Annotated in this window: 24 protein-coding genes; 19 read left to right on the forward strand and 5 right to left on the reverse strand. The window is 58.9% G+C overall.

All coding sequences use genetic code 11. The features are described from left to right. Positions 1 to 79: 79 nt before the first annotated feature. A complete protein-coding gene (locus EIY72_RS20855) occupies positions 80 to 1,774 on the reverse strand; it encodes a lactate permease LctP family transporter (protein WP_093226810.1) in 1,695 nt (564 codons plus the stop codon). 259 nt (positions 1,775 to 2,033) lie between these two features. Between EIY72_RS20855 and EIY72_RS20860 the strand changes: the two genes are divergently transcribed. Further along, a complete protein-coding gene (locus EIY72_RS20860) occupies positions 2,034 to 2,801 on the forward strand; it encodes an FCD domain-containing protein (protein ID WP_093226809.1) in 768 nt (255 codons plus the stop codon). A gap of 130 nt (positions 2,802 to 2,931) precedes the next feature. On the opposite strand, the gene smpB is transcribed toward EIY72_RS20860, so the two are convergent. Continuing rightward, positions 2,932 to 3,414 carry an SsrA-binding protein SmpB gene (smpB, locus tag EIY72_RS20865; protein ID WP_093226808.1) on the reverse strand — a complete coding sequence of 161 codons (483 nt, stop codon included), beginning with the start codon at positions 3,412 to 3,414 and terminating at the stop codon, positions 2,932 to 2,934. Positions 3,415 to 3,532: 118 nt separating this feature from the next. Between smpB and EIY72_RS20870 the strand changes: the two genes are divergently transcribed. Genes EIY72_RS20870 through EIY72_RS20880 form a run of 3 tightly spaced genes read left to right on the forward strand, consistent with a single transcriptional unit; the run spans position 3,533 to position 5,685 of the window. Further along, positions 3,533 to 4,936 carry a sodium-dependent transporter gene (locus EIY72_RS20870; protein ID WP_093226807.1) on the forward strand — a complete coding sequence of 468 codons (1,404 nt, stop codon included), beginning with the start codon at positions 3,533 to 3,535 and terminating at the stop codon, positions 4,934 to 4,936. A 7-nt stretch (positions 4,937 to 4,943) separates the two neighbouring features. After that, positions 4,944 to 5,378 carry a type II toxin-antitoxin system RatA family toxin gene (locus EIY72_RS20875; protein ID WP_093226806.1) on the forward strand — a complete coding sequence of 145 codons (435 nt, stop codon included), beginning with the start codon at positions 4,944 to 4,946 and terminating at the stop codon, positions 5,376 to 5,378. After that, on the forward strand, positions 5,371 to 5,685 hold the full coding sequence (locus tag EIY72_RS20880) for an RnfH family protein (RefSeq protein WP_093226805.1): 315 nt from the start codon (positions 5,371 to 5,373) through the stop codon (positions 5,683 to 5,685). Before EIY72_RS20875 ends, EIY72_RS20880 begins: the two co-directional genes overlap by 8 nt. A 61-nt stretch (positions 5,686 to 5,746) precedes the next feature. Here the strand turns inward: EIY72_RS20880 and EIY72_RS20885 are convergent, their stop codons facing one another. Further along, entirely contained in the window at positions 5,747 to 6,274 is a 528-nt protein-coding gene (locus tag EIY72_RS20885) for an outer membrane protein assembly factor BamE (RefSeq protein WP_093226804.1), read from the reverse strand. Positions 6,275 to 6,371: 97 nt separating this feature from the next. On the opposite strand from EIY72_RS20885, the gene fur reads away from it, so the two are divergent. Further along, entirely contained in the window at positions 6,372 to 6,776 is a 405-nt protein-coding gene (gene fur / locus EIY72_RS20890) for a ferric iron uptake transcriptional regulator (RefSeq protein WP_003197684.1), read from the forward strand. A gap of 75 nt (positions 6,777 to 6,851) precedes the next feature. Here the strand turns inward: fur and recN are convergent, their stop codons facing one another. Continuing rightward, on the reverse strand, positions 6,852 to 8,525 hold the full coding sequence (gene recN, locus EIY72_RS20895) for a DNA repair protein RecN (RefSeq protein WP_093226803.1): 1,674 nt from the start codon (positions 8,523 to 8,525) through the stop codon (positions 6,852 to 6,854). Between the two features lie 239 nt (positions 8,526 to 8,764). Between recN and grpE the strand changes: the two genes are divergently transcribed. From grpE to EIY72_RS20935, 8 genes are all read left to right on the forward strand, one after another. Next, positions 8,765 to 9,331, forward strand: coding sequence for a nucleotide exchange factor GrpE (grpE, locus tag EIY72_RS20900; protein WP_007973134.1), 567 nt, complete (start codon positions 8,765 to 8,767; stop codon positions 9,329 to 9,331). A 102-nt stretch (positions 9,332 to 9,433) separates the two neighbouring features. Further along, positions 9,434 to 11,350 carry a molecular chaperone DnaK gene (gene dnaK, locus EIY72_RS20905; protein WP_015093432.1) on the forward strand — a complete coding sequence of 639 codons (1,917 nt, stop codon included), beginning with the start codon at positions 9,434 to 9,436 and terminating at the stop codon, positions 11,348 to 11,350. Between the two features lie 297 nt (positions 11,351 to 11,647). Further along, the gene (gene dnaJ / locus EIY72_RS20910) at positions 11,648 to 12,772 is read left to right on the forward strand and encodes a molecular chaperone DnaJ (RefSeq protein ID WP_093226802.1); all 1,125 of its coding nucleotides are present in this window, start codon (positions 11,648 to 11,650) and stop codon (positions 12,770 to 12,772) included. A gap of 9 nt (positions 12,773 to 12,781) precedes the next feature. After that, on the forward strand, positions 12,782 to 13,588 hold the full coding sequence (gene dapB, locus EIY72_RS20915) for a 4-hydroxy-tetrahydrodipicolinate reductase (RefSeq protein ID WP_093226801.1): 807 nt from the start codon (positions 12,782 to 12,784) through the stop codon (positions 13,586 to 13,588). Positions 13,589 to 13,847: 259 nt separating this feature from the next. Next, positions 13,848 to 14,984 (forward strand): glutamine-hydrolyzing carbamoyl-phosphate synthase small subunit, encoded by a 1,137-nt coding sequence (gene carA / locus EIY72_RS20920; RefSeq protein ID WP_093226800.1) that lies wholly within the window; start codon positions 13,848 to 13,850, stop codon positions 14,982 to 14,984. Positions 14,985 to 15,103: 119 nt separating this feature from the next. After that, positions 15,104 to 18,325, forward strand: coding sequence for a carbamoyl-phosphate synthase large subunit (gene carB, locus EIY72_RS20925; RefSeq protein ID WP_093226799.1), 3,222 nt, complete (start codon positions 15,104 to 15,106; stop codon positions 18,323 to 18,325). 2 nt (positions 18,326 to 18,327) lie between these two features. Further along, entirely contained in the window at positions 18,328 to 18,804 is a 477-nt protein-coding gene (gene greA / locus EIY72_RS20930; RefSeq protein WP_093230733.1) for a transcription elongation factor GreA, read from the forward strand. 28 nt (positions 18,805 to 18,832) lie between these two features. Then, positions 18,833 to 19,237: an MFS transporter gene (locus tag EIY72_RS20935; RefSeq protein ID WP_093226798.1), complete on the forward strand. Its 405-nt coding sequence runs from the start codon at positions 18,833 to 18,835 to the stop codon at positions 19,235 to 19,237. A gap of 9 nt (positions 19,238 to 19,246) precedes the next feature. Here EIY72_RS20935 and EIY72_RS20940 read toward each other — a convergent pair whose 3' ends face one another. Further along, positions 19,247 to 19,555, reverse strand: coding sequence for a YhbY family RNA-binding protein (locus tag EIY72_RS20940; RefSeq protein ID WP_007942889.1), 309 nt, complete (start codon positions 19,553 to 19,555; stop codon positions 19,247 to 19,249). A 101-nt stretch (positions 19,556 to 19,656) separates the two neighbouring features. Between EIY72_RS20940 and rlmE the strand changes: the two genes are divergently transcribed. From rlmE to secG, 6 genes are all read left to right on the forward strand, one after another. Further along, entirely contained in the window at positions 19,657 to 20,286 is a 630-nt protein-coding gene (rlmE, locus tag EIY72_RS20945) for a 23S rRNA (uridine(2552)-2'-O)-methyltransferase RlmE (protein WP_093226797.1), read from the forward strand. 205 nt (positions 20,287 to 20,491) lie between these two features. Continuing rightward, entirely contained in the window at positions 20,492 to 22,402 is a 1,911-nt protein-coding gene (gene ftsH / locus EIY72_RS20950) for an ATP-dependent zinc metalloprotease FtsH (RefSeq protein ID WP_093226796.1), read from the forward strand. 8 nt (positions 22,403 to 22,410) lie between these two features. Then, entirely contained in the window at positions 22,411 to 23,262 is an 852-nt protein-coding gene (gene folP / locus EIY72_RS20955) for a dihydropteroate synthase (RefSeq protein WP_093226795.1), read from the forward strand. 16 nt (positions 23,263 to 23,278) lie between these two features. Further along, positions 23,279 to 24,616: a phosphoglucosamine mutase gene (gene glmM / locus EIY72_RS20960; RefSeq protein ID WP_093226794.1), complete on the forward strand. Its 1,338-nt coding sequence runs from the start codon at positions 23,279 to 23,281 to the stop codon at positions 24,614 to 24,616. A gap of 66 nt (positions 24,617 to 24,682) precedes the next feature. Next, complete coding sequence (gene tpiA / locus EIY72_RS20965) at positions 24,683 to 25,438, forward strand: triose-phosphate isomerase (RefSeq protein ID WP_093226793.1); 756 nt, start codon at positions 24,683 to 24,685, stop codon at positions 25,436 to 25,438. A gap of 4 nt (positions 25,439 to 25,442) precedes the next feature. Then, positions 25,443 to 25,826, forward strand: a complete 384-nt coding sequence (gene secG / locus EIY72_RS20970; RefSeq protein WP_017336473.1) for a preprotein translocase subunit SecG — start codon at positions 25,443 to 25,445, stop codon at positions 25,824 to 25,826. Positions 25,827 to 25,833 lie beyond the last annotated feature (7 nt).

Consider the following 25,833-nt stretch of genomic DNA (forward strand, 5'->3'; position numbering starts at 1 on the left):
AGCCTTACAGACCGGGGTGTGAATTGCAGACGCCGGAGGCGTGGCCCGGCGTCGGTTTTTTCTCTGTCGCCTGTGGTCCTTAGTGCACCAGCATGCCAGTGAACCAGTAGGCTTGGGCCAGGGTGATCAGACCAACGATCGTTGCAAAGAATAGGCTGTGCTTGAGGGTGAAGCGGAACAGATCCGATTCCTTGCCCACCAGGCCGGTCGCGGCGCAGGCCACGGCGATCGATTGTGGCGAGATCATCTTGCCGGTCACGCCACCGCTGGTGTTCGCCGCCACCAACAAGGTGTCGTTGACACCGATCTGGTGCGCGGTGGTCGCCTGCAGTGAACTGAACAGTGCGTTGGACGAAGTGTCGGAGCCGGTCAGGAACACACCCAGCCAGCCGAGGAACGGCGAGAAGAACGGAAATGCCGCACCCGTCGCCGCCAGCACCAGGGCCATGGTCGAAGACATGCCCGAGTAGTTGGTGACAAAGGCGAAGGCCAGCACCATGCCGATGGACAGGATCGGCCAGCGCAGCTCGTAGAAGGTCTCTTTTAAAGTGGTCAGACCAGTTCTAAAGTTGATCTTCAGGACCAGCATCGAAATCAGCGCGGAGAAGAAGATCGCCGTACCGGTCGCGGAAATCGGATCAAGCTTGAACACCGCCGGGATGGCTGTTGGCGTGGCCACGATGGGCGCAGTCTTGATCACCAGTTGGTCAAGGTGCGGAATGGCGAAGTTGAACACGAAGCTGTACATCGAACCGCCGGCGGCAAACATCGCCTTGAACGGCTTCAGGGTCCAGATCGTGACCAGCACGGTGAGGATCAGGAACGGCGACCAGGCTTTGAAAATTTCACCGAGGCTGTAAGGCGACGCGACCGTCGTGCGCTTCTGGCCGAAACCACCGGCACTGGCAGTGACCACGGAGGCGGATACCGCGCCGGCAATGTGCTGGCCGGCGGCGCGTTTCGGCTGCCAGACTTTGAGGAACAGGGTCAGTGCGATCAGGCTGGCCAGGGCCGAGGTGATGTCCGGCAGTTCCGGGCCAATGAAGTTCGAGGTGAAGTACTGAGTCACGGCGAAGCTTGCGCCAGCCACCAGTGCGGCCGGCCAGGTTTCGCGCACGCCGCGCATGCCGTCCATCATGAACACCAGCCAGAACGGCACGAACATCGACAGCAGCGGCAATTGACGACCCGTCATGGCGCCGATCTTGAAAGCGTCGATGCCGGTCACTTGCCCGGCGACAATGATCGGGATGCCCAGGGCGCCAAAGGCCACCGGCGCGGTGTTGGCGATCAGGCACAAGCCGGCCGCGTACAGCGGGTTGAAGCCCAGGCCCACCAGCAGCGCAGCAGTAATCGCGACCGGTGCACCGAAGCCGGCGGCGCCTTCAAGGAACGCACCGAAGCAGAAACCGATCAGCAGGACTTGCAGGCGCTGGTCGTCGGTAATCGACAGCACCGAGCTGCGAATCACCTCGAACTGACCGCTCTTGACCGTGAGTTTGTAGAGGAACACGGCCGCGACAATGATCCAGGCAATCGGCCACAAACCGTAGGCAAAGCCATAACCGGCGGCAGCGAACGCCATGTCGACGGGCATCTGGAAGGCGAAGATCGCCACGAGGATCGACAAGGCCAGGGTGATGCTGCCGGCCACATGCCCCTTGAGGCGGAACACGGCCAGTGCCAGGAAGAAAAACACGATGGGGATGACGGCCGCGAGTGCGGACAAGCCGAGGCTGCCGAGCGGAGTGTAGAGCTGTTGCCAGGTTTGCATATGGGGTGGCCCCTAATTGTTGTTGGTCAGGCACTGAGCGTTCTTGGATAATTGGTAAGACCAATTTACAATCGCTGTTCGCTAGGGTAAAAGCCTTGTAGGCGGTGTGTCAATTTGCCGCCCTAAAACTTTTGTCGAATGAGTCGTGCGCAGGCTGTCTGGCGGATAGGGGCGAATGCATCAAAGGCAGATGCTGGCGCGGCGCCAATAGGCCAGAATAGAGCCCCGGCGAGCCGTCGGATCGTGGAGTGATTGAGTTATGGGGTTTGATCAGATTCGTCAGCGCCGTTTGTCTGACGATATTGTCGAGCAGCTTGAGGGCATGATCCTTGAGGGCACGCTGAAGGCGGGTGAGCGCTTGCCCGCCGAGCGTGCGCTGGCCGAGCAATTTGGCGTGTCGCGCCCTTCGTTGCGCGAGGCCATTCAGAAGCTGGTCGCCAAAGGCTTGCTGGTCAGTCGTCAGGGCGGCGGCAATTATGTGGTGGAGTCGCTGGGGACGACCTTCAGTGATCCCCTGCTGCACTTGCTGGAAAGCAACCCGGAAGCGCAGCGCGATCTGTTGGAGTTTCGCCATACGCTTGAGGCGTCCTGCGCTTACTACGCAGCGCTGCGTGCTACGGACGTCGATCGTGAGCGCTTGTCGGCCGCTTTCAATGAGCTGCAGGACTGCTACTCACGTCACGACGAAGTGAGTCGGGCTGAAGAAGGCGCCGCGGATGCCAAATTCCATCTGGCGATTGCCGAGGCCAGCCATAACGCGGTGCTGTTGCACACCATTCGTGGGCTGTTCGATCTGCTCAAGCGTAACGTGGTGACCAACATCGGCGGCATGTACAAGCAGCGCACGGAAACTCGCGACATGCTGATCACGCAGCATCGGGAGTTGTATCAGGCGATTATCGAAGGTCGAGCGGAGCAGGCGCGGGAAGTCTCCAGTCGACACATTCTGTATGTGCAGGAAGTGCTGGAGGAGGTGCGTCAGGAAGTGCAGCGCGTGGCTCGGGCGGAGCGGCGCAAAGGGATGTAGTCAATTGCATTTGCAAGGTTTTGGCGATCGCCATCGCGAGCAAGCGCGCTCCCACATTTGTTTTGTGTCGTTCACAAATCCACTGCGGGAGCGAGCCTGCTCGCAATAGCAACCCCAGGCAAAAAAAGAATCAGTCTTCCTTGCCCTTGTTGCGCACCGCACGCTGCAGCTCGCGACCGGCGTCGCGCTCGCGTTCGGTATCACGTTTGTCGTATTCCTTCTTGCCCTTGCCCAGAGCGATCTCGCACTTGACCATGTGCTTGCTCCAGTACCAGGACAGGCACACGCAGGCGTAACCCTTTTGCTGTACCGCGGCGGAAAGTTTTTCCAGCTCGCGGCGATTGAGCAGCAGTTTGCGGGTGCGCACCGGGTCTGCGATGACGTGCGTACTGGCGGTCATCAACGGCGTGATATGGCTGCCGAGCAACCAGGCTTCGCCATCCTTGAGCAGTACGTAACTGTCCACCAACTGCAATTTGCTGGCGCGCAGGCTTTTTACTTCCCAGCCGGCCAGGACCAGACCAGCCTCGAACCGATGTTCGATGAAGTAATCGTGTCGCGCCTTTTTGTTTTGCGCGATGGTCCCTGTAGGGTGTTTCTTCTGTTTAGCCATAGGGGCGGCATTATAGGGAGTTACATCAGAGTCGGCTACGGGATTGCTACGTGCTTGAGCAGGTTGATTGAATCCCGGACAATGCGGCCTCTTTTTTGAACGCTTGGGCGTGATAACGATGTCGACAGACAAGGTTTCTGTCCACGGCAGTTGGGCTAGCCGCTGGGTCTTCATACTCGCCGCGACCGGTTCGGCCGTGGGGCTGGGTAGTATCTGGAAATTCCCGTACATGGTTGGCGTCTATGGCGGCGGCGCCTTCGTGCTGATGTTCCTGGCCTGTATCGCGCTGATCGGGGTGCCGGTCATGCTGGCTGAAACCCTGATCGGCCGGCGCGCGCGGCAAAGCCCGGCGAATGCCTTGAAGTTGCTCGCGGTCGAGGCCGGGCATTCGGCCAAGTGGTCCTGGGGCGCGTTTGCCGGAATGATCACGGCCTTGCTGATCCTGTCTTTCTATAGCGTGGTCGGTGGCTGGTCGCTGGACTACATCGTCGACATGGGGCGCGGTGACTTCCAGGGCGTGACGGCAGATCAGGTCGGTGCCTATTTCGGCAATGTCATCGCGGACCCGTGGCGCCTGACACTTTGGCACACGATTTTCATGCTGCTGTCGGCGGTGGTGATTGCCAAAGGCGTCGTTGCCGGGCTTGAGCGCAGTCTGCGCATCATGATGCCGCTGCTGTTTGTGATGGTCCTGGTGTTGTTGGGCTACAGCATGACCACCGGGCACTTCATGGAGGGCGTGCACTTCATGTTCGACTTCCACCCGGAAAAAGTCCTCGACGGCCTGCTGCCCGCGATGGGGCACGCGTTCTTCTCGCTGAGCGTAGGCGTGGGTTCGATCATGATCTACGGCGCCTACATGCCCAAGAGTGCGTCGTTGTCCGGGACGGTTGTTGGTGTGGCGTTGCTCGACACCTTTGTTTCTCTGGTCGCCGGTCTGGCCCTGTTTCCGATTGTGTTCGCCGCCGGCTTGAACCCGAGCGAGGGCCCGGGCCTGATGTTCGTCAGTCTGCCATTTGCCTTTGGTAACGTGGCGTTCGGGCAATTGATGGGCGTGGTGTTCTTTGTTCTGGTGGCCGTTGCTGCATGGAGTTCGGCGATTTCCCTGCTGGAACCGATGGTGGCTTACCTGGTTGAGCGCACTAAAGTAAGCCGTGCCTGGGTCACCTTCTGGTTGGCTTTCAGTTGCTGGTTTGTCGGGCTGGGCACGGTTTTCTCCTTCAATATATGGAAGCAAGCCAAATTCTTCGTGAACGAAGACGGCATGTTCCACCTCTACCAATGGGGTGCCAGCGGCGGTCTGGATTTCTTTGGTGTGATCGATTTCTTCACCTCGCGACTGATGTTGCCGCTGGGTGGTTTATGTTTCGTGGTCTTTGCCGGCTGGATCATGGGGCGTGATGCGGTGCGCGACGAGTTGTCGATCCGCAACCCTGTATTGTTCAGCCTGTCCTTGTTCTTGATGCGCTATGTGGCGCCCTTAGGCATTCTCGTAGTGTTTGCCGCCCAGCTGTGGAAATGACGCTGACATGACGACACATATTTCACGTTCGGCTTTGTTGCCGTATCCCGCGCAGGCCTTGTATGACCTGGTCAATGACGTGGCGCGCTACCCCGAGTTCCTGCCTTGGTGTTCATCCGCCGAAGTGCTGGAAAGCTCGCCCGAGCATATGCGCGCCAGTGTGGGTGTGGCCAAGGGTGGTCTTAGCCAGCATTTCGTCACGCGCAATACGCTGGTTCCCGGGCAATCGATCGAAATGAACCTTGAGGAAGGCCCTTTCAACCAGTTGCACGGTGTGTGGGTGTTCAAACCTTTGGGTGAAAAGGCCTGCAAGATCAGCCTGGATCTGTCCTTCGACTATGCCGGGCCGCTGGTTCGCGCCACCCTGGGGCCGTTGTTCAATCAGGCAGCCAATACCCTGGTGGATGCGTTCTGCCAACGCGCCAAGCAAATGCATGGTTGAGTCGGTGATCGAGATCGAAGTGGTGTATGCGGCCGTTGACCGACAAGTGCTTTTATCGGTGACGGTGCCCGTCGGGACCACGGTGAGGGCAGCGATAGCCAAATCGGGGATGGGCGCGGAGTTTCCTGAGTTGGACCTCGGCGAATGCCCTGTGGGTATCTTCGGCAAGGTTGTCGCTGATGCCGAGAACCAGGCTGTTCAGGCTGGCGATCGCATTGAGATCTACCGGCCGTTGCTGGCCGATCCGAAAGAGGTCCGCAGGTTGCGGGCGGCCAAGGCTGCTGAAGCCAAAGCCCGAAAACAGTGAATTGACCGATTCTCAGGCAATAAAAAACCCGGACGTTCCGGGTTTTTTATTGTGTCGCAAATTATTGCGGCGCGGTTTCCAGCGGTTGTGGCGTCGGAACGGGAACGGTTTGTACGCCGTCGACGTCCTTCTGAATCTGATCCAGCAACGAACCTGGCTTGACCGGTTTTTCCGGTTTCGGCTTCTCGGTGTTTTCTACCGGGGCAGCGACAGGGGTGCCGTTGTCCTTGCCGAGAATGGCTTCGTCACGGCTCACGCCTGGCCGGAAATCACCAGAGAGGCTGACAAGCTGATCATTTGGGTTGAAGATAACGCTAATGCGCTCCTGTTGGCGTTCACCGCCACCCGGTTGCAGGCTATACAGATAATCCCAGCGATCGGCATGGAACGTGTCAGTCAGCAGAGGGTTACCCATGATAAACCGTACTTGCTTGCGGGTCATTCCCGGGCGTAACTGGTCTATCATGTCCTGCGTGACGACATTGCCCTGCTGGATGTCGATTTTGTAAACCCCGGGGAATGAACAACCGGCGAGTGCGAGCAGTCCCACAAAGGTGAAACTGGTTAGCAAGAGCTTGGTGTTTTGCATCGGTGGGCGACTTCCACTATCTTGGCTGGGACAACGTAAACGCCGATCATACCCGCATTAAGAGAAGCTGCGAAGCAGCATCGCGAGAAAGCTGACCATGGTTGAAAATAGCGAACTACGCAAAGCCGGCCTCAAAGTGACCCTGCCACGGGTCAAAATTCTGCAAATGCTCGATTCCGCCGAGCAGCGCCACATGAGTGCCGAGGATGTCTACAAGGCCCTTATGGAGGCTGGTGAGGACGTCGGTCTGGCCACGGTTTACCGTGTTCTGACCCAGTTCGAGGCAGCTGGCCTTGTGGTGCGGCACAACTTCGACGGAGGCCATGCGGTCTTCGAGCTGGACGACGGCAAGCATCACGACCATATGGTCAACGTCGAGACCAGCGAAGTGATCGAATTCTTCGACGAAGAAATCGAGCGGCTCCAGAAAGCAATCGTCGACAAGTATGGCTTTGAGATGGTTGATCACAATCTGGTGCTGTACGTGCGCAAGAAAAAGTAAGCATGTCGCGCGAACGTTCTGTTCGCGAAACGAACGAAGGCGACCCAAGGGTCGCCTTCGTGCTTTCTGCAGGCGTCAAGCTTTCGCGGCGACCACCATCTTCCGGGCGTGGGCCAGGGATTCCTTGGTCAGGTCGATGCCGCCGAGCATGCGTGCGACTTCTTCCACGCGATGGTTCTTGCTCAGTTTGGAAACCGCCGTGCGGGTTGCATCCTCACCGCGCACCTTGTGCACAAACAGATGCTGATGACCTTGTGCGGCCACTTGCGGCAAGTGGGTCACCGTCAGGACTTGCCCGCGCTCGCCGAGGCGGCGCAGCAATTGGCCGACAATCTCCGCGGTGGGGCCACCGATACCGACGTCCACTTCGTCGAACACCAGGGTAGGAACGCGAGAGGTCTGTGCGGTGATGACCTGGATCGCCAGGCTGATGCGTGAGAGCTCGCCACCCGAGGCGACTTTGGCCAGGGCCTTCAGCGGTTGCCCCGGGTTGGCGCTGACCAGTAGTTCGACCTGTTCCAGGCCGTTGGGCAGCAGTTCATTGCTGCTGTTCGGGCGCAATTCGATGGTGAAGCGCCCGCCAGGCATGCCCAGTCGCTGGATTTCCTGCTCCACGGCGCTGGCCAGGCTGCCGGACGCCTGGTGGCGCAGATCGCTCAGTTCGCGAGCCTTTTCCTGATAATGACGGGCGTAGGAGGACAGCTCTTCGCTCAAGCGCTCGATCGACTCGTCATTGGCATTCAGGGTTTCGATTTCATCCAGCAGTTTCTGCTGCATCTGTGCGACTTCAGTCGGCTGGATGCGATGTTTGCGTGCCAGGGTATAAATGGCGTCCAGTCGCTCTTCGAGGTACTGAAGGCGCGACGGGTCGGCATCGAAGTTGTCGAGGAAACGGTTCAGTTCGCCAACCGCTTCTTCTACCTGGATCTGTGCACTGGTGAGCAAGCTGCTGGCCTCGCCTAAGGCGCCGATCGAGCTGTTGACGCTCGACAGGCGATTGAGACTGGCGGTCAGGGCGTTGAGGACATTGCCGGAATCGCTTTCGCTGCACTGCTCGACGACCTGGCGGCAGATGCCCAGCAGGGTTTCGGCGTTGGTCAGGTTCTTGTGTTCCTGTTCCAGATCTTCCAGCTCATTGTCGCCGAGTCCGAGGTTTTCCAGTTCTTCCAGTTGATAACTGAGCAACTGGTGGCGGGCGCGTTGCTCGTCGCCGGAGTTGGACAGGCGCTCAAGCTCCTGGCGGGTCTGGCGCCAGCGTTGGGCGGCCAGTTGCACCTGGCGGGCCAGATCCGTAGCGCCAGCATATTCGTCGAGCAAGCGGCGGTGGGTGTCGGTCTTGAGCAGGGACTGGTGTTCATGCTGGCTGTGAATGTCGATCAGCAACTCGCCCAGTGCCTTGAGATCGCCCAGCGGGCAGGGCGTGCCGTTGATATAGCCGCGCGACCGGCCTTCCGACGTGATCACCCGGCGCAGGATGCACGGCCCGTCATTTTCGAGGTCGCGCTCGGCCAGCCAGGCACTGGCTTCGGGGATATCGACAAGGTCGAACGTGGCCAGGATGTCGGCCTTGTCGGCACCGGGACGGACCACGCCATTGTCGGCGCGATCGCCCAGGGTCAGGCCCAGGGCGTCGAGCATGATCGACTTGCCCGCGCCGGTTTCACCGGTGATCACACTCATGCCGCGATCGAGTTCGAGGTCGAGATGTTCAACGATGGCGTAGTTGTGTACGGACAGGTGCACCAGCATAAAGGCCGCTCCCAGGCTTTAGGTCTGGTTATTTATACAGTGTTTTATTTGTTGCTGACAATGCCCCGCGTTAGCTCGATTTGTTTGAGGCGACGAGCGTCTTAGTCCGCCCGGAAATGACATTGCAGTTATTTTTGTGGGGTTAATGCCAGGTACCCCTTGAAGCCCGATTTTGCGGCCCCATATAGCTGGGCAGAAGCGCGAGTTGAGCTCGCGGACGAAATTGAAAGGAGAAATCTATGGCTGACGAACAGACAGTGGATACGCAAAACCCAGACGCCAACCAGGCGCCCGAGGCTTCGGGTGAAGACCTGGCGGCTCGTGTACAAGTGCTCGAAGAGCAACTGGCAGGCGCTCAGGATCAGGCTTTGCGCGTAGCTGCCGATCTGCAGAACGTCCGCCGTCGCGCCGAGCAGGATGTCGAGAAGGCTCACAAGTTCGCGCTGGAAAAATTCGCCGGCGACCTGCTGCCGATCGTCGACAGCCTGGAGCGTGGCCTGGAATTGTCCAGTCCGGACGACGAAAGCATCCGTCCGATGCGCGAAGGCATCGAGCTGACCCTGAAAATGTTCCACGACACCCTCAAGCGCTACCAGCTTGAAGCGATCGACCCGCATGGCGAACCGTTCAACGCCGTTCACCATCAGGCGATGGCCATGCAGGAAAGCGCCGACGTCGAGCCGAACAGCGTTCTGAAGGTGTTCCAGAAGGGCTATCAGCTCAATGGTCGCCTGCTGCGCCCGGCCATGGTCGTGGTCAGCAAGGCGCCTGCGCCGGTTTCGCCTTCTATTGATGAGCAGGCTTGAAATCCGCCGCAAGGCCCCCATTTATAAGTCAAGCGTTTAAGTGCTACCGCAGTTAGCCACCACTGCTGCGGCAACCAAATCCAAAGTTTCGGGAGAGTGAACATGGGCAAAATTATCGGTATCGACCTGGGGACTACCAACTCCTGCGTCTCCGTGCTGGAAAACGGCAAGGCAAAAGTTATTGAAAACGCTGAAGGCGCGCGTACCACGCCGTCGATCATCGCTTACGCCAACGATGGCGAAATTCTGGTTGGCCAGTCGGCCAAGCGTCAGGCAGTGACCAATCCGCACAACACCCTGTATGCGGTGAAGCGTTTGATCGGTCGTCGTTTTGACGAAGAAGTTGTACAGAAAGACATCCAGATGGTCCCTTACAAGATCGTCAAGGCTGACAACAGCGACGCCTGGGTTGAAGTGAACGGCCAGAAAATGGCGCCGCCACAAATCTCGGCTGAAATCCTCAAGAAGATGAAGAAGACCGCCGAAGACTACCTCGGCGAGACCGTGACCGAAGCGGTGATCACCGTTCCGGCCTACTTCAACGACAGCCAGCGCCAGGCGACCAAGGACGCCGGTCGCATCGCCGGTCTGGACGTTAAACGTATCATCAACGAACCAACCGCAGCCGCTCTGGCTTACGGTATGGACAAGGCTAAAGGCGATCACACCGTGATCGTTTACGACCTGGGTGGTGGTACTTTCGACGTTTCCGTGATCGAGATCGCCGAAGTTGATGGTGAGCACCAGTTCGAAGTACTGGCCACCAACGGTGACACGTTCCTGGGCGGTGAAGACTTTGACATTCGTCTGATCGACTATCTCGTCGACGAATTCAAGAAAGAAAGCGGCATGAACCTCAAGGGTGACCCGCTGGCGATGCAGCGTCTGAAAGAAGCTGCTGAAAAGGCCAAGATCGAACTGTCCTCGAGCCAGTCGACCGACGTTAACCTGCCGTACATCACTGCAGACGCGACCGGTCCTAAGCACCTGAACGTGAAGATCTCCCGCGCCAAGCTGGAAGCACTGGTGGAAGACCTGGTTCAGCGCACCATCGAGCCTTGCCGCATCGCCATGAAAGATGCCGGTATCGACGTTGGCGCGATCAACGACGTGATCCTGGTCGGCGGTCAGACCCGTATGCCACTGGTTCAGAAGCTGGTCACCGAGTTCTTCGGTAAAGAGGCTCGTAAAGACGTTAACCCGGACGAAGCGGTTGCCATGGGTGCTGCCATCCAGGGCGCGGTACTGGCCGGTGACGTGAAAGACGTTCTGCTGCTGGACGTCAGCCCGCTGACCCTGGGTATCGAAACCATGGGTGGCGTGATGACTGCGCTGATCGAGAAAAACACCACGATTCCTACCAAGAAATCGCAAGTGTTCTCGACTGCCGACGACAACCAGGGCGCCGTGACCATTCACGTCCTGCAAGGTGAGCGTAAACAGGCTGCGCAGAACAAGTCCCTGGGCAAGTTCGACCTGGCCGACATTCCACCAGCTCCACGTGGTGTGCCGCAGATCGAAGTGACCTTCGACATCGACGCCAACGGCATTCTGCACGTAGGTGCGAAGGACAAGGCAACCGGCAAGACCCAATCGATCGTGATCAAGGCCAACTCCGGTCTGTCCGACGAGGAAATCGAGCGCATGGTGCGTGATGCCGAGGCCAACGCCGAGGAAGACCGCAAGTTCGAAGAGCTGGCCGCTGCCCGTAACCAGGGTGATGCACTGGTTCACTCGACGCGCAAAATGGTTGCCGATGCTGGCGATAAAGTGACTGCTGAAGAGAAGACTGCAATCGAAGCTGCTGTAGTTGCCCTGGAAGCCGCCGTCAAAGGCGACGACAAGGCCGCTATCGAAGCCAAGGTTGAAGAGCTGTCGAAAGTCTCCGCTCCAGTGGCGCAGAAGATGTACGCCGAACAGGCTCAGCCTGCTGAAGGCGCGGCACCGCACGACGAGAAAGCTGAAAAGGCTGACGACGTTGTCGATGCCGAGTTTGAAGAAGTCAAAGACCACAAGTAAGTTGTTGGTCGGCCGGTTGACTGCCTTTGGGCGGTGACTGGTAGGATGTCGCCGCGCGGGAGCTTGCTCCCGCGTTGGCGTATCTGGAATACGCGAATTTTTACAGCATGCGACAACGCTCGCGTGCTGGTGGTATGGCCGGGAATGCTCCTGCTTTCTGCGCCGCAAATACCGCAAGAATCAAAGACCAGGATCGTTGAATTGACGTGAGTTGGGTCCGGGCCTGTATTGGGGCTCAACGAGTTCGGCAAGACTCAGGAGGGTTTTGTCGGACGTCCTCAAGAGTGCAGATGACTTATGGCAAAGCGTGACTATTACGAAGTGTTGGGTGTTGAGCGTGGCTCAAGCGAAGCGGACCTGAAAAAGGCCTACCGCCGCCTGGCGATGAAGCATCACCCGGACCGTAATCCCGATGACAAAGCATCGGAAGAAATGTTCAAGGAGGCCAACGAGGCCTACGAAGTACTGTCCGACTCCAGCAAGCGCGCAGCGTACGACCAGTACGGTCATGCCGGTGTCGACCCGAGCATGGGTGGTGGCGGTGCCGGTTTCGGTGGGCAGAACTTCTCCGACATCTTTGGTGATGTCTTCAGTGACTTCTTCGGTGGTGGTCGCGGCGGCTCCCGTGGTGGCGCTCAGCGTGGCAGTGATCTGCGCTACACCCTGGAGCTGGACCTGGAAGAGGCGGTGCGCGGTACCACTGTGAACATCCGTGTTCCGACACTGGTCAACTGCAGCCCTTGCGATGGCTCGGGCGCCAAGAAAGGCTCTTCGCCGGTTACCTGCCCGACTTGCGGCGGTATCGGCCAGGTGCGCATGCAGCAAGGTTTCTTCTCGGTGCAGCAAACCTGCCCGCGCTGCCATGGCCAGGGCAAGATCATTTCCGATCCATGCGACTCCTGCCATGGCGAAGGTCGTGTCGAAGAGTACAAGACCCTGTCGGTGAAAGTGCCGGCCGGTGTCGACACTGGTGACCGCATTCGTCTGTCCGGCGAAGGTGAAGCGGGTGCCCATGGTGGCCCGACCGGCGACCTGTATGTCGTGATCAACGTGCGCGAGCACGCGATCTTCCAGCGTGACGGCAAGCATCTGTTCTGCGAAGTGCCGATCAGCTTTGTCGATGCGGCGCTGGGTGGCGAGCTGGAAATCCCGACCCTGGATGGTCGCGTCAAGCTGAAGATCCCCGAGGGGACTCAGACCGGCAAGCAGTTCCGTGTTCGTGGCAAGGGCGTTGCGCCCGTGCGTGGCGGCGGTGCTGGCGATCTGATGTGCCGGGTGGCGGTCGAGACGCCGGTCAACCTGGGTCGCCGTCAGCGTGAGCTGCTGGAAGAATTCCGCAGTTCGCTGGCCGACGACAACAGTCACTCGCCGAAAACCACCGGTTGGTTCGAAGGTGTGAAGCGCTTCTTCGGCGACTTGTAAGGAGTGGGCATGCGACGTATTGCAGTGATGGGCGCCGCCGGGCGCATGGGCAAGATCCTGGTCGAGGCCGTGCAACAGCGCGCGCCGCTGACGGGCCTGACGGCCGCCATCGTGCGTCCTGGCAGTACGCTGATCGGTGTGGATGCCGGTGAGCTGGCTTCGTTGGGTCGTATCGGCGTGCCGCTGTCCGGTAACCTGGAGTCGGTCGAGCAGGAGTTTGACGTGCTGATCGACTTCACGCTGCCGGAAGTGATGCTGAAGAACCTGGCCTTCTGCCGCAAGGCAGGTAAAGCCATGGTGATCGGTACCACCGGGCTGGACGCAGCGCAGAAGCAGTTGCTGGCTGAGGCGGGCAAGGAGATTCCGATCGTCTTTGCCGCCAACTTCAGTGTCGGCGTCAATCTGTCGTTGAAATTGCTCGATATGGCTGCACGCGTACTGGGTGATGAGGCGGACATCGAGATCATCGAGGCGCACCATCGGCACAAGATCGACGCGCCGTCCGGAACAGCGCTGCGCATGGGTGAAGTGATTGCCAATGCGCTGGATCGTGATCTGCAAAAGGTTGCGGTGTACGGTCGTGAGGGGCATACCGGTGCCCGTGAGCGCGAGACGATCGGCTTCGCCACTGTTCGCGGTGGCGATGTGGTCGGCGATCACACGGTGCTGTTTGCCTGCGAGGGCGAGCGTCTGGAAATCACCCATAAGGCGTCCAGTCGCATGACCTTCGCCAAGGGTGCGGTGCGCGCAGCGTTGTGGCTGGACGGGCGCGAGCCTGGTCTTTACGACATGCAAGACGTGCTCGACCTGCGTTAAGATGCACCCGAAATCGGGCTCGCGCGCAGCGTTTGAGCCCGGTTTTGTTCCGCCAAGCGACGTCCTGTCGCATTCTCCAGCCTTTAAGGCTCATTGGCGGTAGACCAAAAAGGCCTTTTTCTGTAAGCTACAGCTTTAGTGTGTCCACTAAAAGCGCGCAGAATAATTCAGTGAAGAAGCGGGGTGACGTGTCCATACGTCACTCCGCTTTTTTACAACCTGCGATCGCCCTTTCAGGCTTTATTTACGGGAGGTCTTCTTGACTAAGCCAGCCATACTCGCCCTTGCTGATGGCAGCATTTTTCGCGGCGAAGCCATTGGAGCCGACGGTCAAACCGTTGGTGAGGTGGTGTTCAACACCGCAATGACCGGCTATCAGGAAATCCTTACCGATCCTTCCTACGCCCAACAGATCGTTACCCTGACTTACCCGCACATCGGCAACACCGGCACCACGCCGGAAGATGCCGAGTCCAACCGCGTCTGGTCGGCCGGCCTGGTCATCCGTGACCTGCCACTGGTGGCGAGCAACTGGCGTAACACCATGTCCCTGTCCGACTACCTGAAGGCCAACAATGTTGTGGCCATCGCCGGTATCGACACCCGCCGCCTGACGCGCATCCTGCGTGAAAAAGGCGCGCAGAACGGCTGTATCCTCGCCGGTGACAACATTACCGAAGAAGCGGCCATCGCTGCTGCCCAAGGCTTCCCGGGCCTGAAAGGCATGGACCTGGCGAAAGTCGTCAGCACCACCGAGCAGTACGAGTGGCGTTCGACAGTCTGGGACCTGAAAACCGACAGCCATGCGACCATCGAAGCGTCCGAGCTGCCATACCACGTCGTGGCCTACGACTACGGCGTCAAGGTCAACATCCTGCGCATGCTGGTCGAGCGCGGTTGCCGCGTGACCGTGGTGCCGGCGCAAACCCCGGCGGCCGATGTGCTGGCGCTGAATCCGGATGGTGTGTTCCTGTCCAACGGTCCTGGTGATCCGGAGCCTTGCGACTACGCGATCCAGGCCATCAAGGAAGTGCTGGAAACCGAAATTCCTGTGTTCGGCATCTGCCTCGGCCACCAACTGCTGGCCCTGGCTTCCGGCGCCAAGACCCTGAAAATGGGCCACGGCCACCACGGTGCCAACCACCCGGTGCAGGATCTGGACACGGGTGTGGTGATGATCACCAGCCAGAACCACGGCTTTGCGGTGGACGAGACCACCCTGCCGGCCAACGTGCGTGCGATCCACAAATCGCTGTTCGACGGCACCCTGCAAGGTATCGAACGTACCGACAAGAGCGCCTTCAGCTTCCAGGGTCACCCTGAAGCCAGCCCTGGCCCGAACGACGTAGCGCCACTGTTCGATCGCTTCATCAACGAAATGGCCAAGCGACGCTGATCGCTCGCCTTGATGTAGCAAGGCTTTGAGGGTGGTCCCGAGACCGGCGGCCCCCTCAAGGCTTCAAAGATTGAACAAGACGGCTTGCCGACTGACCTGCGGATTTGAGTGACAAACCCATGCCAAAACGTACAGACATTAAAAGCATCCTGATTCTCGGCGCTGGCCCGATCGTGATCGGCCAGGCCTGCGAATTCGACTACTCCGGCGCCCAGGCCTGTAAAGCCCTGCGCGAAGAGGGCTACCGCGTCATCCTGGTGAACTCCAACCCGGCCACCATCATGACCGACCCGGCCATGGCCGACGCCACCTACATCGAGCCGATCAAGTGGCAGACCGTTGCCAAGATCATCGAGAAAGAGCGTCCGGACGCGCTGCTGCCAACCATGGGTGGCCAGACCGCTCTGAACTGCGCCCTGGACCTGGAGCGCGAAGGCGTTCTGGAGAAGTTCGGTGTGGAAATGATCGGTGCCAACGCCGACACCATCGACAAGGCTGAAGACCGTTCGCGTTTCGACAAGGCGATGAAGTCCATCGGCCTGGCGTGCCCGCGTTCCGGTATCGCCCACAGCATGGAAGAGGCCAACGCGGTCCTCGAGAAGCTCGGCTTCCCGTGCATCATCCGTCCGTCCTTCACCATGGGCGGCACCGGTGGCGGTATCGCTTACAACCGTGAAGAGTTCGAAGAAATCTGCGCCCGTGGTCTGGACCTGTCGCCGACCAAAGAGCTGCTGATCGACGAATCGCTGATCGGCTGGAAAGAATATGAAATGGAAGTTGTCCGTGACAAAAAGGACAACTGCATCATCGTCTGCTCCATCGAAAACTTCGACCCGATGGGCGTGCACACCGGTGACTCGATCACCGTGGCACCGGCACAGACCCTGACCGACAAGGAATACCAGATCCTGCGTAACGCCTCCCTGGCGGTACTGCGCGAGATCGGCGTGGAAACCGGCGGTTCGAACGTGCAGTTCGGTATCTGCCCGAACACCGGCCGCATGGTCGTGATCGAGATGAACCCGCGTGTGTCGCGTTCTTCGGCACTGGCTTCGAAGGCTACCGGTTTCCCGATCGCCAAGGTCGCGGCCAAACTGGCTGTCGGCTACACCCTCGACGAGCTGTCGAACGACATCACCGGCGGCAAGACCCCGGCGTCCTTCGAGCCGTCCATCGACTACGTCGTCACCAAGCTGCCACGCTTCGCCTTCGAGAAGTTCTCCAAGGCTGACGCGCGCCTGACCACGCAAATGAAGTCGGTCGGTGAAGTCATGGCCATCGGCCGTACCTTCCAGGAATCCCTGCAGAAAGCCCTGCGCGGTCTGGAAGTTGGCGTTTGCGGCCTCGACGAGAAAGTGGACCTGAAAAATCCGGAAAGCATGAGCGTGCTCAAGCGCGAGCTGACCGTGCCGGGTGCCGAGCGTATCTGGTACGTGGCAGACGCCATGCGCGCTGGCATGAGTGTCGAAGACATCTTCGGCATGACCATGATCGATCCTTGGTTCCTGGTGCAGATGGAAGATCTGATCAAGGACGAAGCGAAGGTCAAGACCCTGGGTCTGACCAGCATCGACCGTGACATGATGTTCCGCCTCAAGCGCAAAGGCTTCTCCGATCAGCGTCTGGCCAAGCTGCTGGGCGTGACCGAGAAGGCCCTGCGTGCCCATCGTCACAAGCTGGAAATCTTCCCGGTCTACAAGCGCGTCGACACCTGCGCCGCCGAGTTCGCCACCGATACCGCCTACCTCTACTCGACTTACGAGGAAGAATGCGAAGCGGCACCATCGGGTCGCGACAAGATCATGATCCTGGGTGGCGGTCCTAACCGTATCGGTCAGGGCATCGAGTTCGACTACTGCTGCGTACACGCGGCACTGGCCCTGCGCGATGACGGCTACGAGACCATCATGGTCAACTGCAACCCGGAAACCGTGTCCACCGACTACGACACCTCCGATCGCCTGTACTTCGAGCCAGTGACCCTGGAAGACGTGCTGGAAATCGTCCGCGTCGAGAAGCCGAAAGGTGTGATCGTCCAGTACGGCGGCCAGACTCCGCTGAAACTGGCGCGTGCCCTGGAAGCCGCCGGCGTGCCGATCATCGGCACCAGCCCTGACGCCATCGACCGTGCCGAAGACCGTGAGCGTTTCCAGCAGATGGTTCAGCGCCTGAACCTGCGTCAGCCGCCAAACGCCACCGTGCGCAGCGAAGACGAAGCGATTCGCGCCGCTGCCAAGATCGGTTACCCGCTGGTGGTGCGTCCGTCCTACGTACTGGGCGGTCGGGCGATGGAAATCGTCTACGAAGAAGAAGAACTCAAGCGCTACCTGCGTGAAGCCGTGCAAGTGTCCAACGACAGCCCGGTGCTGCTGGACCACTTCCTCAACTGTGCCATCGAGATGGACGTTGACGCGGTCTGCGACGGCAAGGACGTGGTGATCGGCGCGATCATGCAGCACATCGAGCAGGCCGGTGTTCACTCCGGTGACTCCGCGTGCTCGCTGCCACCGTACTCGCTGCCGGCGCACATCCAGGACGAGATGCGCGAGCAGGTCAAGAAGATGGCCCTGGAACTCGGCGTTGTCGGCCTGATGAACGTTCAGTTGGCGCTGCAAGGCGAAGACATCTACGTCATCGAAGTCAACCCGCGCGCCTCGCGTACCGTGCCGTTCGTGTCCAAGTGCATCGGCGTCTCCCTGGCGATGATCGCAGCACGCGTGATGGCCGGCAAAACTCTGCAAGAGCTGGGTTTCACCAAGGAAATCATTCCTAACTTCTACAGCGTGAAAGAGGCGGTGTTCCCATTCGCCAAATTCCCTGGCGTTGACCCGATTCTCGGCCCAGAGATGAAGTCGACCGGTGAAGTGATGGGCGTTGGCGACACCTTCGGCGAAGCCTTCGCCAAGGCCCAGATGGGTGCCAGCGAAGTGCTGCCGACCGGCGGTACCGCGTTCATCAGTGTGCGCGATGACGACAAGCCGCTGGTTGCGGGCGTGGCTCGTGATCTGATCAACTTGGGCTTCGAAGTGGTTGCCACTGCCGGTACTGCCAAGCTGATCGAAGCTGCAGGCCTGAAAGTGCGCCGTGTGAACAAGGTGACCGAAGGTCGTCCGCACGTGGTCGACATGATCAAGAATGATGAAGTCACACTGATCATCAACACCACCGAAGGTCGTCAGTCGATTGCCGATTCGTACTCCATTCGTCGTAATGCCCTGCAGCACAAGATTTACTGCACCACTACCATTGCTGCTGGCGAAGCCATCTGCGAAGCGCTGAAGTTCGGTCCCGAGAAGACCGTGCGCCGCTTGCAGGATCTACACGCAGGATTGAAGGCATGAGCATAACGAAGTACCCAATGACCGTTCAGGGCGCTCGCGCCCTGGAAGAAGAACACACTCACCTGACCAAGGTCGTTCGTCCGAAGCTGAGCCAGGACATCGGTACGGCCCGTGAGTTGGGTGACTTGAAGGAAAACGCCGAATATCACGCTGCTCGCGAGCAGCAGGGTATGGTCGAGGCGCGGATCCGTGACATCGAAGGCCGCATGCAGAATGCGGTGATCATCGATGTCACGACCATTCCTCACACCGGCAAGGTGATTTTCGGCACCACCGTCGAAATCGCCAACGTCGAAACCGATGAAAGCGTGACTTACCAGATCGTTGGTGAAGACGAAGCTGACATCAAGCTCGGCAAGATCTCCGTCGGTTCGCCGATTGCCCGCGCCTTGATCGCCAAGGAAGAGGGTGATGTCGTTGCCGTTAAAACGCCTGGTGGCGTTATCGAGTACGAGATTGTCGAAGTTCGCCACATCTGAAGGTCGGCGCCCGCTTCGTGCGGGTGCCATGCTTTGGCAGCTGGCCCAGATGTTGTGGGTCGGTGGCCTTTGGCTGTTGCACATTGGTCTGCTGCCGGTGTTGGGTCGAATCGGCCTGGCGCCGCTGCTGATCGATGAAATTACAGGCGTGCTCAATGCGCTGGTGGTGGGATTCGCCACGGCGTGTGTGATTTTTCAGGCTTTGGTGCTGATTAGGGCCGAAGGCCTTGTCAGTCTATGGCGGGATATTCGCGGGCAACTGCTGGTGATGGCGCTGTGCGCGAGCGCGATGTTTTTCGCTGTGCGTTTCGGCTGGCCCGAGGCAGTGCGCTGGCAAGTGTTCAGCTATCTGGTGCTGGGTTTCTCCGGACTGGTCCTGGTGTTGCAACCGGTTCCTGGCTGGAGTGGCAGGGTGCGCGAAGCACACCCTTGACCCGTGTCATCACTTGAAGCGATGGACGTTCGACAGCTGCTTGTTGACGCTGAAGTTCTTGCGGTAGATCAGTGCCATCTTGCCGATGACCTGAACCAGATCCGCTTTGCCGACCTTGCAGAGTTCTGCAATGGACGCCAGGCGCGACTCGCGATCGAGAATGTTGAGTTTGATCTTGATCAGCTCGTGATCCGCCAGGGCGCGTTCGAGTTCGGCTAACACACCTTCAGTCAACCCGTTGTCTGCCACAATCAGAACTGGTTTCAGATGGTGGCCAATGGATTTGTACTGTTTCTTCTGCTCTTGAGTGAGCGGCATAATCTGACCCTTTCGTCTGGATTCTGTAAAATGGCGGCCATTTTACCCGAGGGCTCGTGGATCCGCCCAATTAATCACGACCCTAATCAACGAGGTGCCCAATGGCGCGTTCCAAGACAAGCCTTGGTTGGCTGAAAAGACATGTCAACGATCCCTATGTGAAGCAGGCGCAGAAGGATGGTTACCGCTCGCGTGCGAGTTACAAGCTTCTGGAAGTCCAGGAAAAGTACAAGCTGATCCGTCCGGGCATGAGCGTGGTCGACCTGGGCGCGGCGCCCGGCGGCTGGTCGCAGGTCGCCAGCCGGCTGATCGGCGGTCAGGGGCGTCTGATTGCCTCCGACATCCTGGAAATGGACAGCATTCCGGACGTGACCTTCATTCAGGGTGACTTCACCGAGGACGCAGTGCTCGCGCGGATCCTTGAAGCCGTGGGTAATTCGCAGGTAGACCTTGTGATTTCCGATATGGCCCCCAATATGAGTGGTACACCCGAAGTGGACATGCCAAAAGCCATGTTTCTTTGTGAGCTCGCGCTTGATCTGGCGGAGCGGATACTCAAGCCGGGTGGTAATTTCGTGATCAAGATCTTTCAGGGGGAAGGGTTTGATGTCTACCTGAAGGATGCTCGTCGGAAATTCGACAAGATCCAGATGATCAAGCCGGATTCCTCCCGTGGCAGTTCCCGCGAGCAATACATGCTGGCTTGGGGCTATCGCGGGCGCAGTGAGTAAAAAAACGGATTTTTCGACCGGGGCGATAGGATTTTCGTATTTCGCCTTGTGAGAATTAGCGAATATTGTGTAGGAAGTGTTTCACAAAGGGTTACAGACGGCGCCTGCCAGAGTCGTAGGTAATGTAGTAAGTTAGGCCGGTGAATATCATGCGAAGCGCGCGCCAGTAGCGGAGCTTGCTTCAGAGGGTAGTTAATTGAACGATATGGCAAAGAATTTGATCCTTTGGTTGATCATCGCGGCTGTCCTCGTGACGGTGATGAACAACTTCTCCAGCCCTAACGAGCCGCAGACCCTCAACTATTCCGACTTCATCCAGCAGGTCAAGGATGGCAAGGTCGAGCGCGTGGCGGTTGATGGCTACGTGATTACCGGCAAGCGCAACGATGGCGACAGCTTCAAGACCATTCGTCCGGCAATCCAGGACAATGGCCTGATCGGCGACCTGGTGGACAACCATGTGGTCGTCGAGGGCAAGCAGCCTGAGCAGCAAAGCATCTGGACCCAACTCCTGGTCGCGAGCTTCCCGATCCTGGTGATCATCGCAGTGTTCATGTTCTTCATGCGGCAGATGCAGGGCGGGGCAGGCGGCAAGGGCGGGCCGATGAGTTTCGGCAAGAGCAAGGCGCGCCTGCTGTCCGAAGATCAGGTGAAAACCACCCTGGCTGACGTTGCAGGTTGCGACGAGGCCAAGGAAGAAGTCGGCGAGCTGGTCGAGTTCCTGCGTGATCCGGGCAAGTTCCAGCGCCTGGGTGGCCGCATTCCTCGTGGTGTACTGATGGTCGGTCCACCGGGTACCGGTAAAACCCTGCTGGCCAAAGCCATCGCTGGCGAAGCCAAGGTTCCTTTCTTCACCATTTCCGGCTCCGACTTCGTTGAAATGTTTGTTGGTGTCGGTGCCAGCCGTGTTCGCGACATGTTCGAGCAGGCGAAGAAACACGCGCCGTGCATCATCTTTATCGACGAAATCGACGCCGTCGGTCGCCATCGTGGCGCCGGCATGGGTGGCGGGCACGACGAGCGTGAGCAGACCCTCAACCAGTTGCTGGTGGAGATGGACGGTTTCGAAATGAACGACGGCATCATCGTGATCGCCGCCACCAACCGTCCAGACGTACTCGACCCGGCGCTGCTGCGCCCAGGCCGTTTCGACCGTCAGGTTGTGGTTGGTCTGCCGGACATTCGCGGTCGCGAACAGATTCTCAAGGTGCACATGCGTAAAGTGCCAATGGGCGACGACGTTGCTCCGGCGGTTATCGCTCGTGGTACCCCTGGCTTCTCCGGTGCCGACCTGGCCAACCTGGTGAACGAGGCGTCGTTGTTTGCGGCCCGTGCCGGCAAGCGCATCGTCGAGATGAAAGAGTTCGAATTGGCCAAAGACAAGATCATGATGGGCGCCGAGCGCAAATCCATGGTCATGTCCGAGAAAGAGAAGCAGAACACGGCTTATCACGAAGCTGGCCACGCCATTGTCGGTCGCGTCGTGCCTGAGCACGACCCGGTGTACAAGGTATCGATCATTCCGCGCGGTCGTGCGTTGGGTGTCACCATGTTCCTGCCGGAAGAAGATCGCTACAGCCTGTCCAAGCGCGCGCTGATCAGCCAGATCTGCTCGCTGTACGGCGGCCGTATTGCGGAAGAGATGACCCTGGGCTTCGATGGTGTGACCACCGGTGCTTCCAACGACATCATGCGCGCCAGCCAGATTGCGCGGAACATGGTGACCAAGTGGGGCTTGTCGGAGAAGCTCGGTCCGCTGATGTACGCCGAAGAAGAGGGTGAAGTATTCCTCGGTCGCGGTGGTGGTGGTCAGAATGCAAGCTTCTCCGGTGAGACGGCCAAGCTGATCGACTCCGAAGTGCGCAGCATCATTGATCAGTGCTACGGCACGGCCAAGCAGATCCTCACCGATAACCGCGACAAGCTCGACGCTATGGCTGATGCCTTGATGAAGTACGAAACGATCGATGCTGAGCAGATCGACGACATCATGGCCGGTCGTCCACCACGCGAACCTCGCGACTGGTCGGGTGGCACCGGTACTTCCGGCACTCCGCCGGTGGTGCAGGATGAGCGTCCGGAAACCCCGATCGGCGGTCCTGCTGCTGACGTTTAAGGTTTGAAATGACTTTTGTTCAGTCCTCAACCCGGTTGCCTTGCGGCAACCGGGTTCTTGATTTGGCCCAGACGCATGTCATGGGCATTCTTAATGTCACCCCTGATTCCTTCTCCGATGGTGGCCAATTCAGCCAGCTTGATGCGGCCATGCGTCACGCCGAAGCCATGGTGGCGGCAGGTGCGACGCTGATCGATGTCGGTGGTGAATCCACGCGTCCTGGCGCCAGGGCGGTTTCGCCATTGGAAGAGCTGGAGCGGGTTGCGCCGATCGTCGAACGCATCAATCGCGAGCTGGATGTGATCATCTCGGTGGATACCTCGACGCCGGCAGTCATGCGCGAAACGGCGCGATTGGGCGCAGGCTTGATCAATGACGTGCGTTCGCTGCGTCGTGATGGCGCCCTGGATGCGGCGGCGGCCACCGGGTTGCCGGTGTGCCTGATGCACATGCTCGGTGAACCGGGTGATATGCAGGACAATCCGCAATACCAGGACGTTACGCGGGAAGTGGGCGATTTTCTCGCCGAGCGCGTGATCCAGTGTGCCCAGGCCGGTATTCCGGCTGATCGAATCATTCTCGATCCGGGTTTTGGCTTCGCCAAAACCTTGCAGCACAATCTAAGCTTGTTCAAACACATGGAAGCCTTGAGTGCGCTCGGGCGACCTCTATTGGTTGGGGTTTCGCGCAAGAGCATGATTGGCCAGGCATTGAATCGCCCGGTCGGAGAGCGCCTGTATGGCGGGCTCGCTCTTGCGGCGCTGGCTTCGCACAAGGGGGCGCGGATATTACGTGTCCACGATGTAGCCGAGACGGTCGATGTGGTGAGGATGATCGCCGCAGTGGAATCAGCCGAATAAGAATCAAGGAGCATTTATGACTAGAAAATATTTTGGTACCGACGGCATTCGCGGCCGGGTGGGTCAATACCCGATTACTCCTGATTTCATGCTCAAGCTCGGCTGGGCTGCGGGCATGGCGTTCCGCAAGATGGGCGCTTGCAAGGTCCTGGTGGGCAAGGACACCCGGATTTCCGGGTACATGTTTGAGTCGGCACTTGAGGCCGGGCTGACGTCGGCGGGCGCCGATGTCATGCTGCTCGGCCCGATGCCGACGCCGGCCATCGCCTATTTGACCCGCACCTTCCATGCCGAGGCCGGCATCGTGATCAGTGCCTCGCACAATCCACACGATGACAACGGCATCAAGTTCTTTTCCGGCAAGGGCACCAAGCTGCCTGACGAAGTGGAGCTGATGATCGAGGAGCTGCTTGATACGCCCATGACGGTGGTCGAGTCGAGCAAGATCGGCAAGGTTTCGCGAATCAACGACGCGTCGGGGCGTTACATCGAGTTCTGCAAGAGCAGCGTGCCGACCGGTACCAGCTTCGCCGGAATGAAGATCGTGATCGACTGTGCCCACGGTGCTACCTACAAGGTCGCGCCGAGTGTGTTTCGCGAGCTGGGTGCCGATGTCGTGGTGCTTTCTGCGCAACCGAATGGTCTGAACATCAACGAAAATTGCGGTTCGACCCACATGGGGCCATTGCAGGCCGCGGTAGTGGCCGAAAATGCCGATCTGGGCATTGCATTCGATGGTGACGGTGACCGTGTTCAGATGGTCGACCATACGGGTGCGGTGGTGGATGGCGATGAGTTGTTGTTCATCATTGCTCGCGACTTGCACGAACGAGACAAGCTGCAAGGGGGCGTTGTCGGGACCCTGATGAGTAATCTCGGCCTGGAGCTGGCGTTGGCCGACCTGGGAATTCCTTTCGTGCGTGCCAATGTCGGGGACCGCTATGTGATCGCCGAGTTGCTTGAACGCAACTGGGTTGTTGGCGGTGAAAACTCAGGGCATGTCGTGTGCTTCAGTCACACAACCACTGGCGATGCGATCATTGCTGCGCTTCAGGTGCTGATGGCGCTGAAAACCCGTGACGAAGGCCTGGCGCAGTCCCGGCAGGCGCTGCGCAAGTGCCCGCAAGTGTTGATCAACGTGCGTTTCGGCGGCGGTGCCAACCCGCTCGAGCATGCCTCGGTCAAGGAAGCCAGCGAGCGCGTTACCCAGGCGATGGCGGGGCGTGGACGGGTGCTGTTACGCAAGTCCGGTACCGAGCCGCTGGTGCGTGTGATGGTCGAAGGTGAGGATGAAACCCTCGTGCGTGGTTACGCCGAAGAGCTGGCAAAACTGGTTACTGAAGTTTCTGCCTGAATTCGGCTTGCCAGCCATGATTGTGTTGGGTAACATCTGCGCCCACTTTGACCGACGAGGTACAGCATGCGTCGCCCTATGGTAGCTGGTAACTGGAAGATGCACGGTACCCGCGCCAGCGTCGCTGAGCTGATCGATGGCCTACGTCATTTGGCCCTGCCAAGCGATGTTGATGTAGCGGTATTCCCGCCTAGCCTGTTCATCAATCAAGTGATTGATGGTCTGCAAGGCAAGTCGATTTCGGTCGGCGCGCAGAACGCTGCGATGGAATCCATGCAAGGCGCATTGACCGGTGAAATTGCTCCGAGTCAGTTGGTGGATGCAGGTTGTTCCCTGGTACTTGTCGGGCACTCCGAACGCCGCCAGATTATGGGTGAGCAGGACGCGGTGCTGATTCGCAAGTTCGCGGCGGCACAGGCAAGTGGTTTGACTCCGGTGTTGTGCGTAGGGGAAACCCTGGAAGAGCGCGAAGCCGGAAAAACCCTTGAGGTTGTCTCGCGTCAGGTGGGCAGCATCATCGATGAACTGGGTGTTGAAGTGTTTGCAAGGGCGGTAATCGCCTACGAGCCGGTCTGGGCCATTGGCACCGGGCTGACGGCTTCGCCGCAACAGGCGCAGGATGTGCACGCAGCCATTCGCGCGCAGTTGGCGGCAAAGAATTCTGAAGTCGCGCAAGGTGTGCGGCTTCTATACGGCGGCAGCGTGAAGGCGGCCAATGCGGTCGAACTGTTCGGCATGCCGGATATCGATGGGGGCCTCATTGGTGGGGCTTCCCTGAATGCAGATGAGTTCGGTGCGATCATTCGCGCCGCGGGAAACTGAAAAAATGCTGGAAACAGTCGTAGTCGTTTTTCATCTGCTGGGTGCATTGGGCGTAGTAGCTCTGGTTTTGCTGCAGCAGGGTAAGGGTGCGGACGCTGGCGCGTCTTTCGGAGCAGGTGCTTCAAATACTGTGTTCGGAAGCCAAGGTTCCTCTACCTTTCTTAGTAAGTTTACTGCTATACTTGCCGCAGGTTTCTTCATAACCAGCTTGGGGTTAGGTTACTTTGCTAAAGAGAAGGCTCACCAGCTGACTCAAGTAGGTCTCCCAAATCCAGCAGTGTTGGAAGTGCCAAAGCAACAACCGGCTTCTGATGATGTCCCGGTGCTTCAAGAGCAAAAGTCGGCTACTCCAGCGACTGACGTACCTCCAGCTCAAGAGCAGAAGTAAGAAGGGT

The organism is Pseudomonas vancouverensis (genome assembly GCF_004348895.1).
Lineage (GTDB): Bacteria > Pseudomonadota > Gammaproteobacteria > Pseudomonadales > Pseudomonadaceae > Aquipseudomonas > Aquipseudomonas vancouverensis.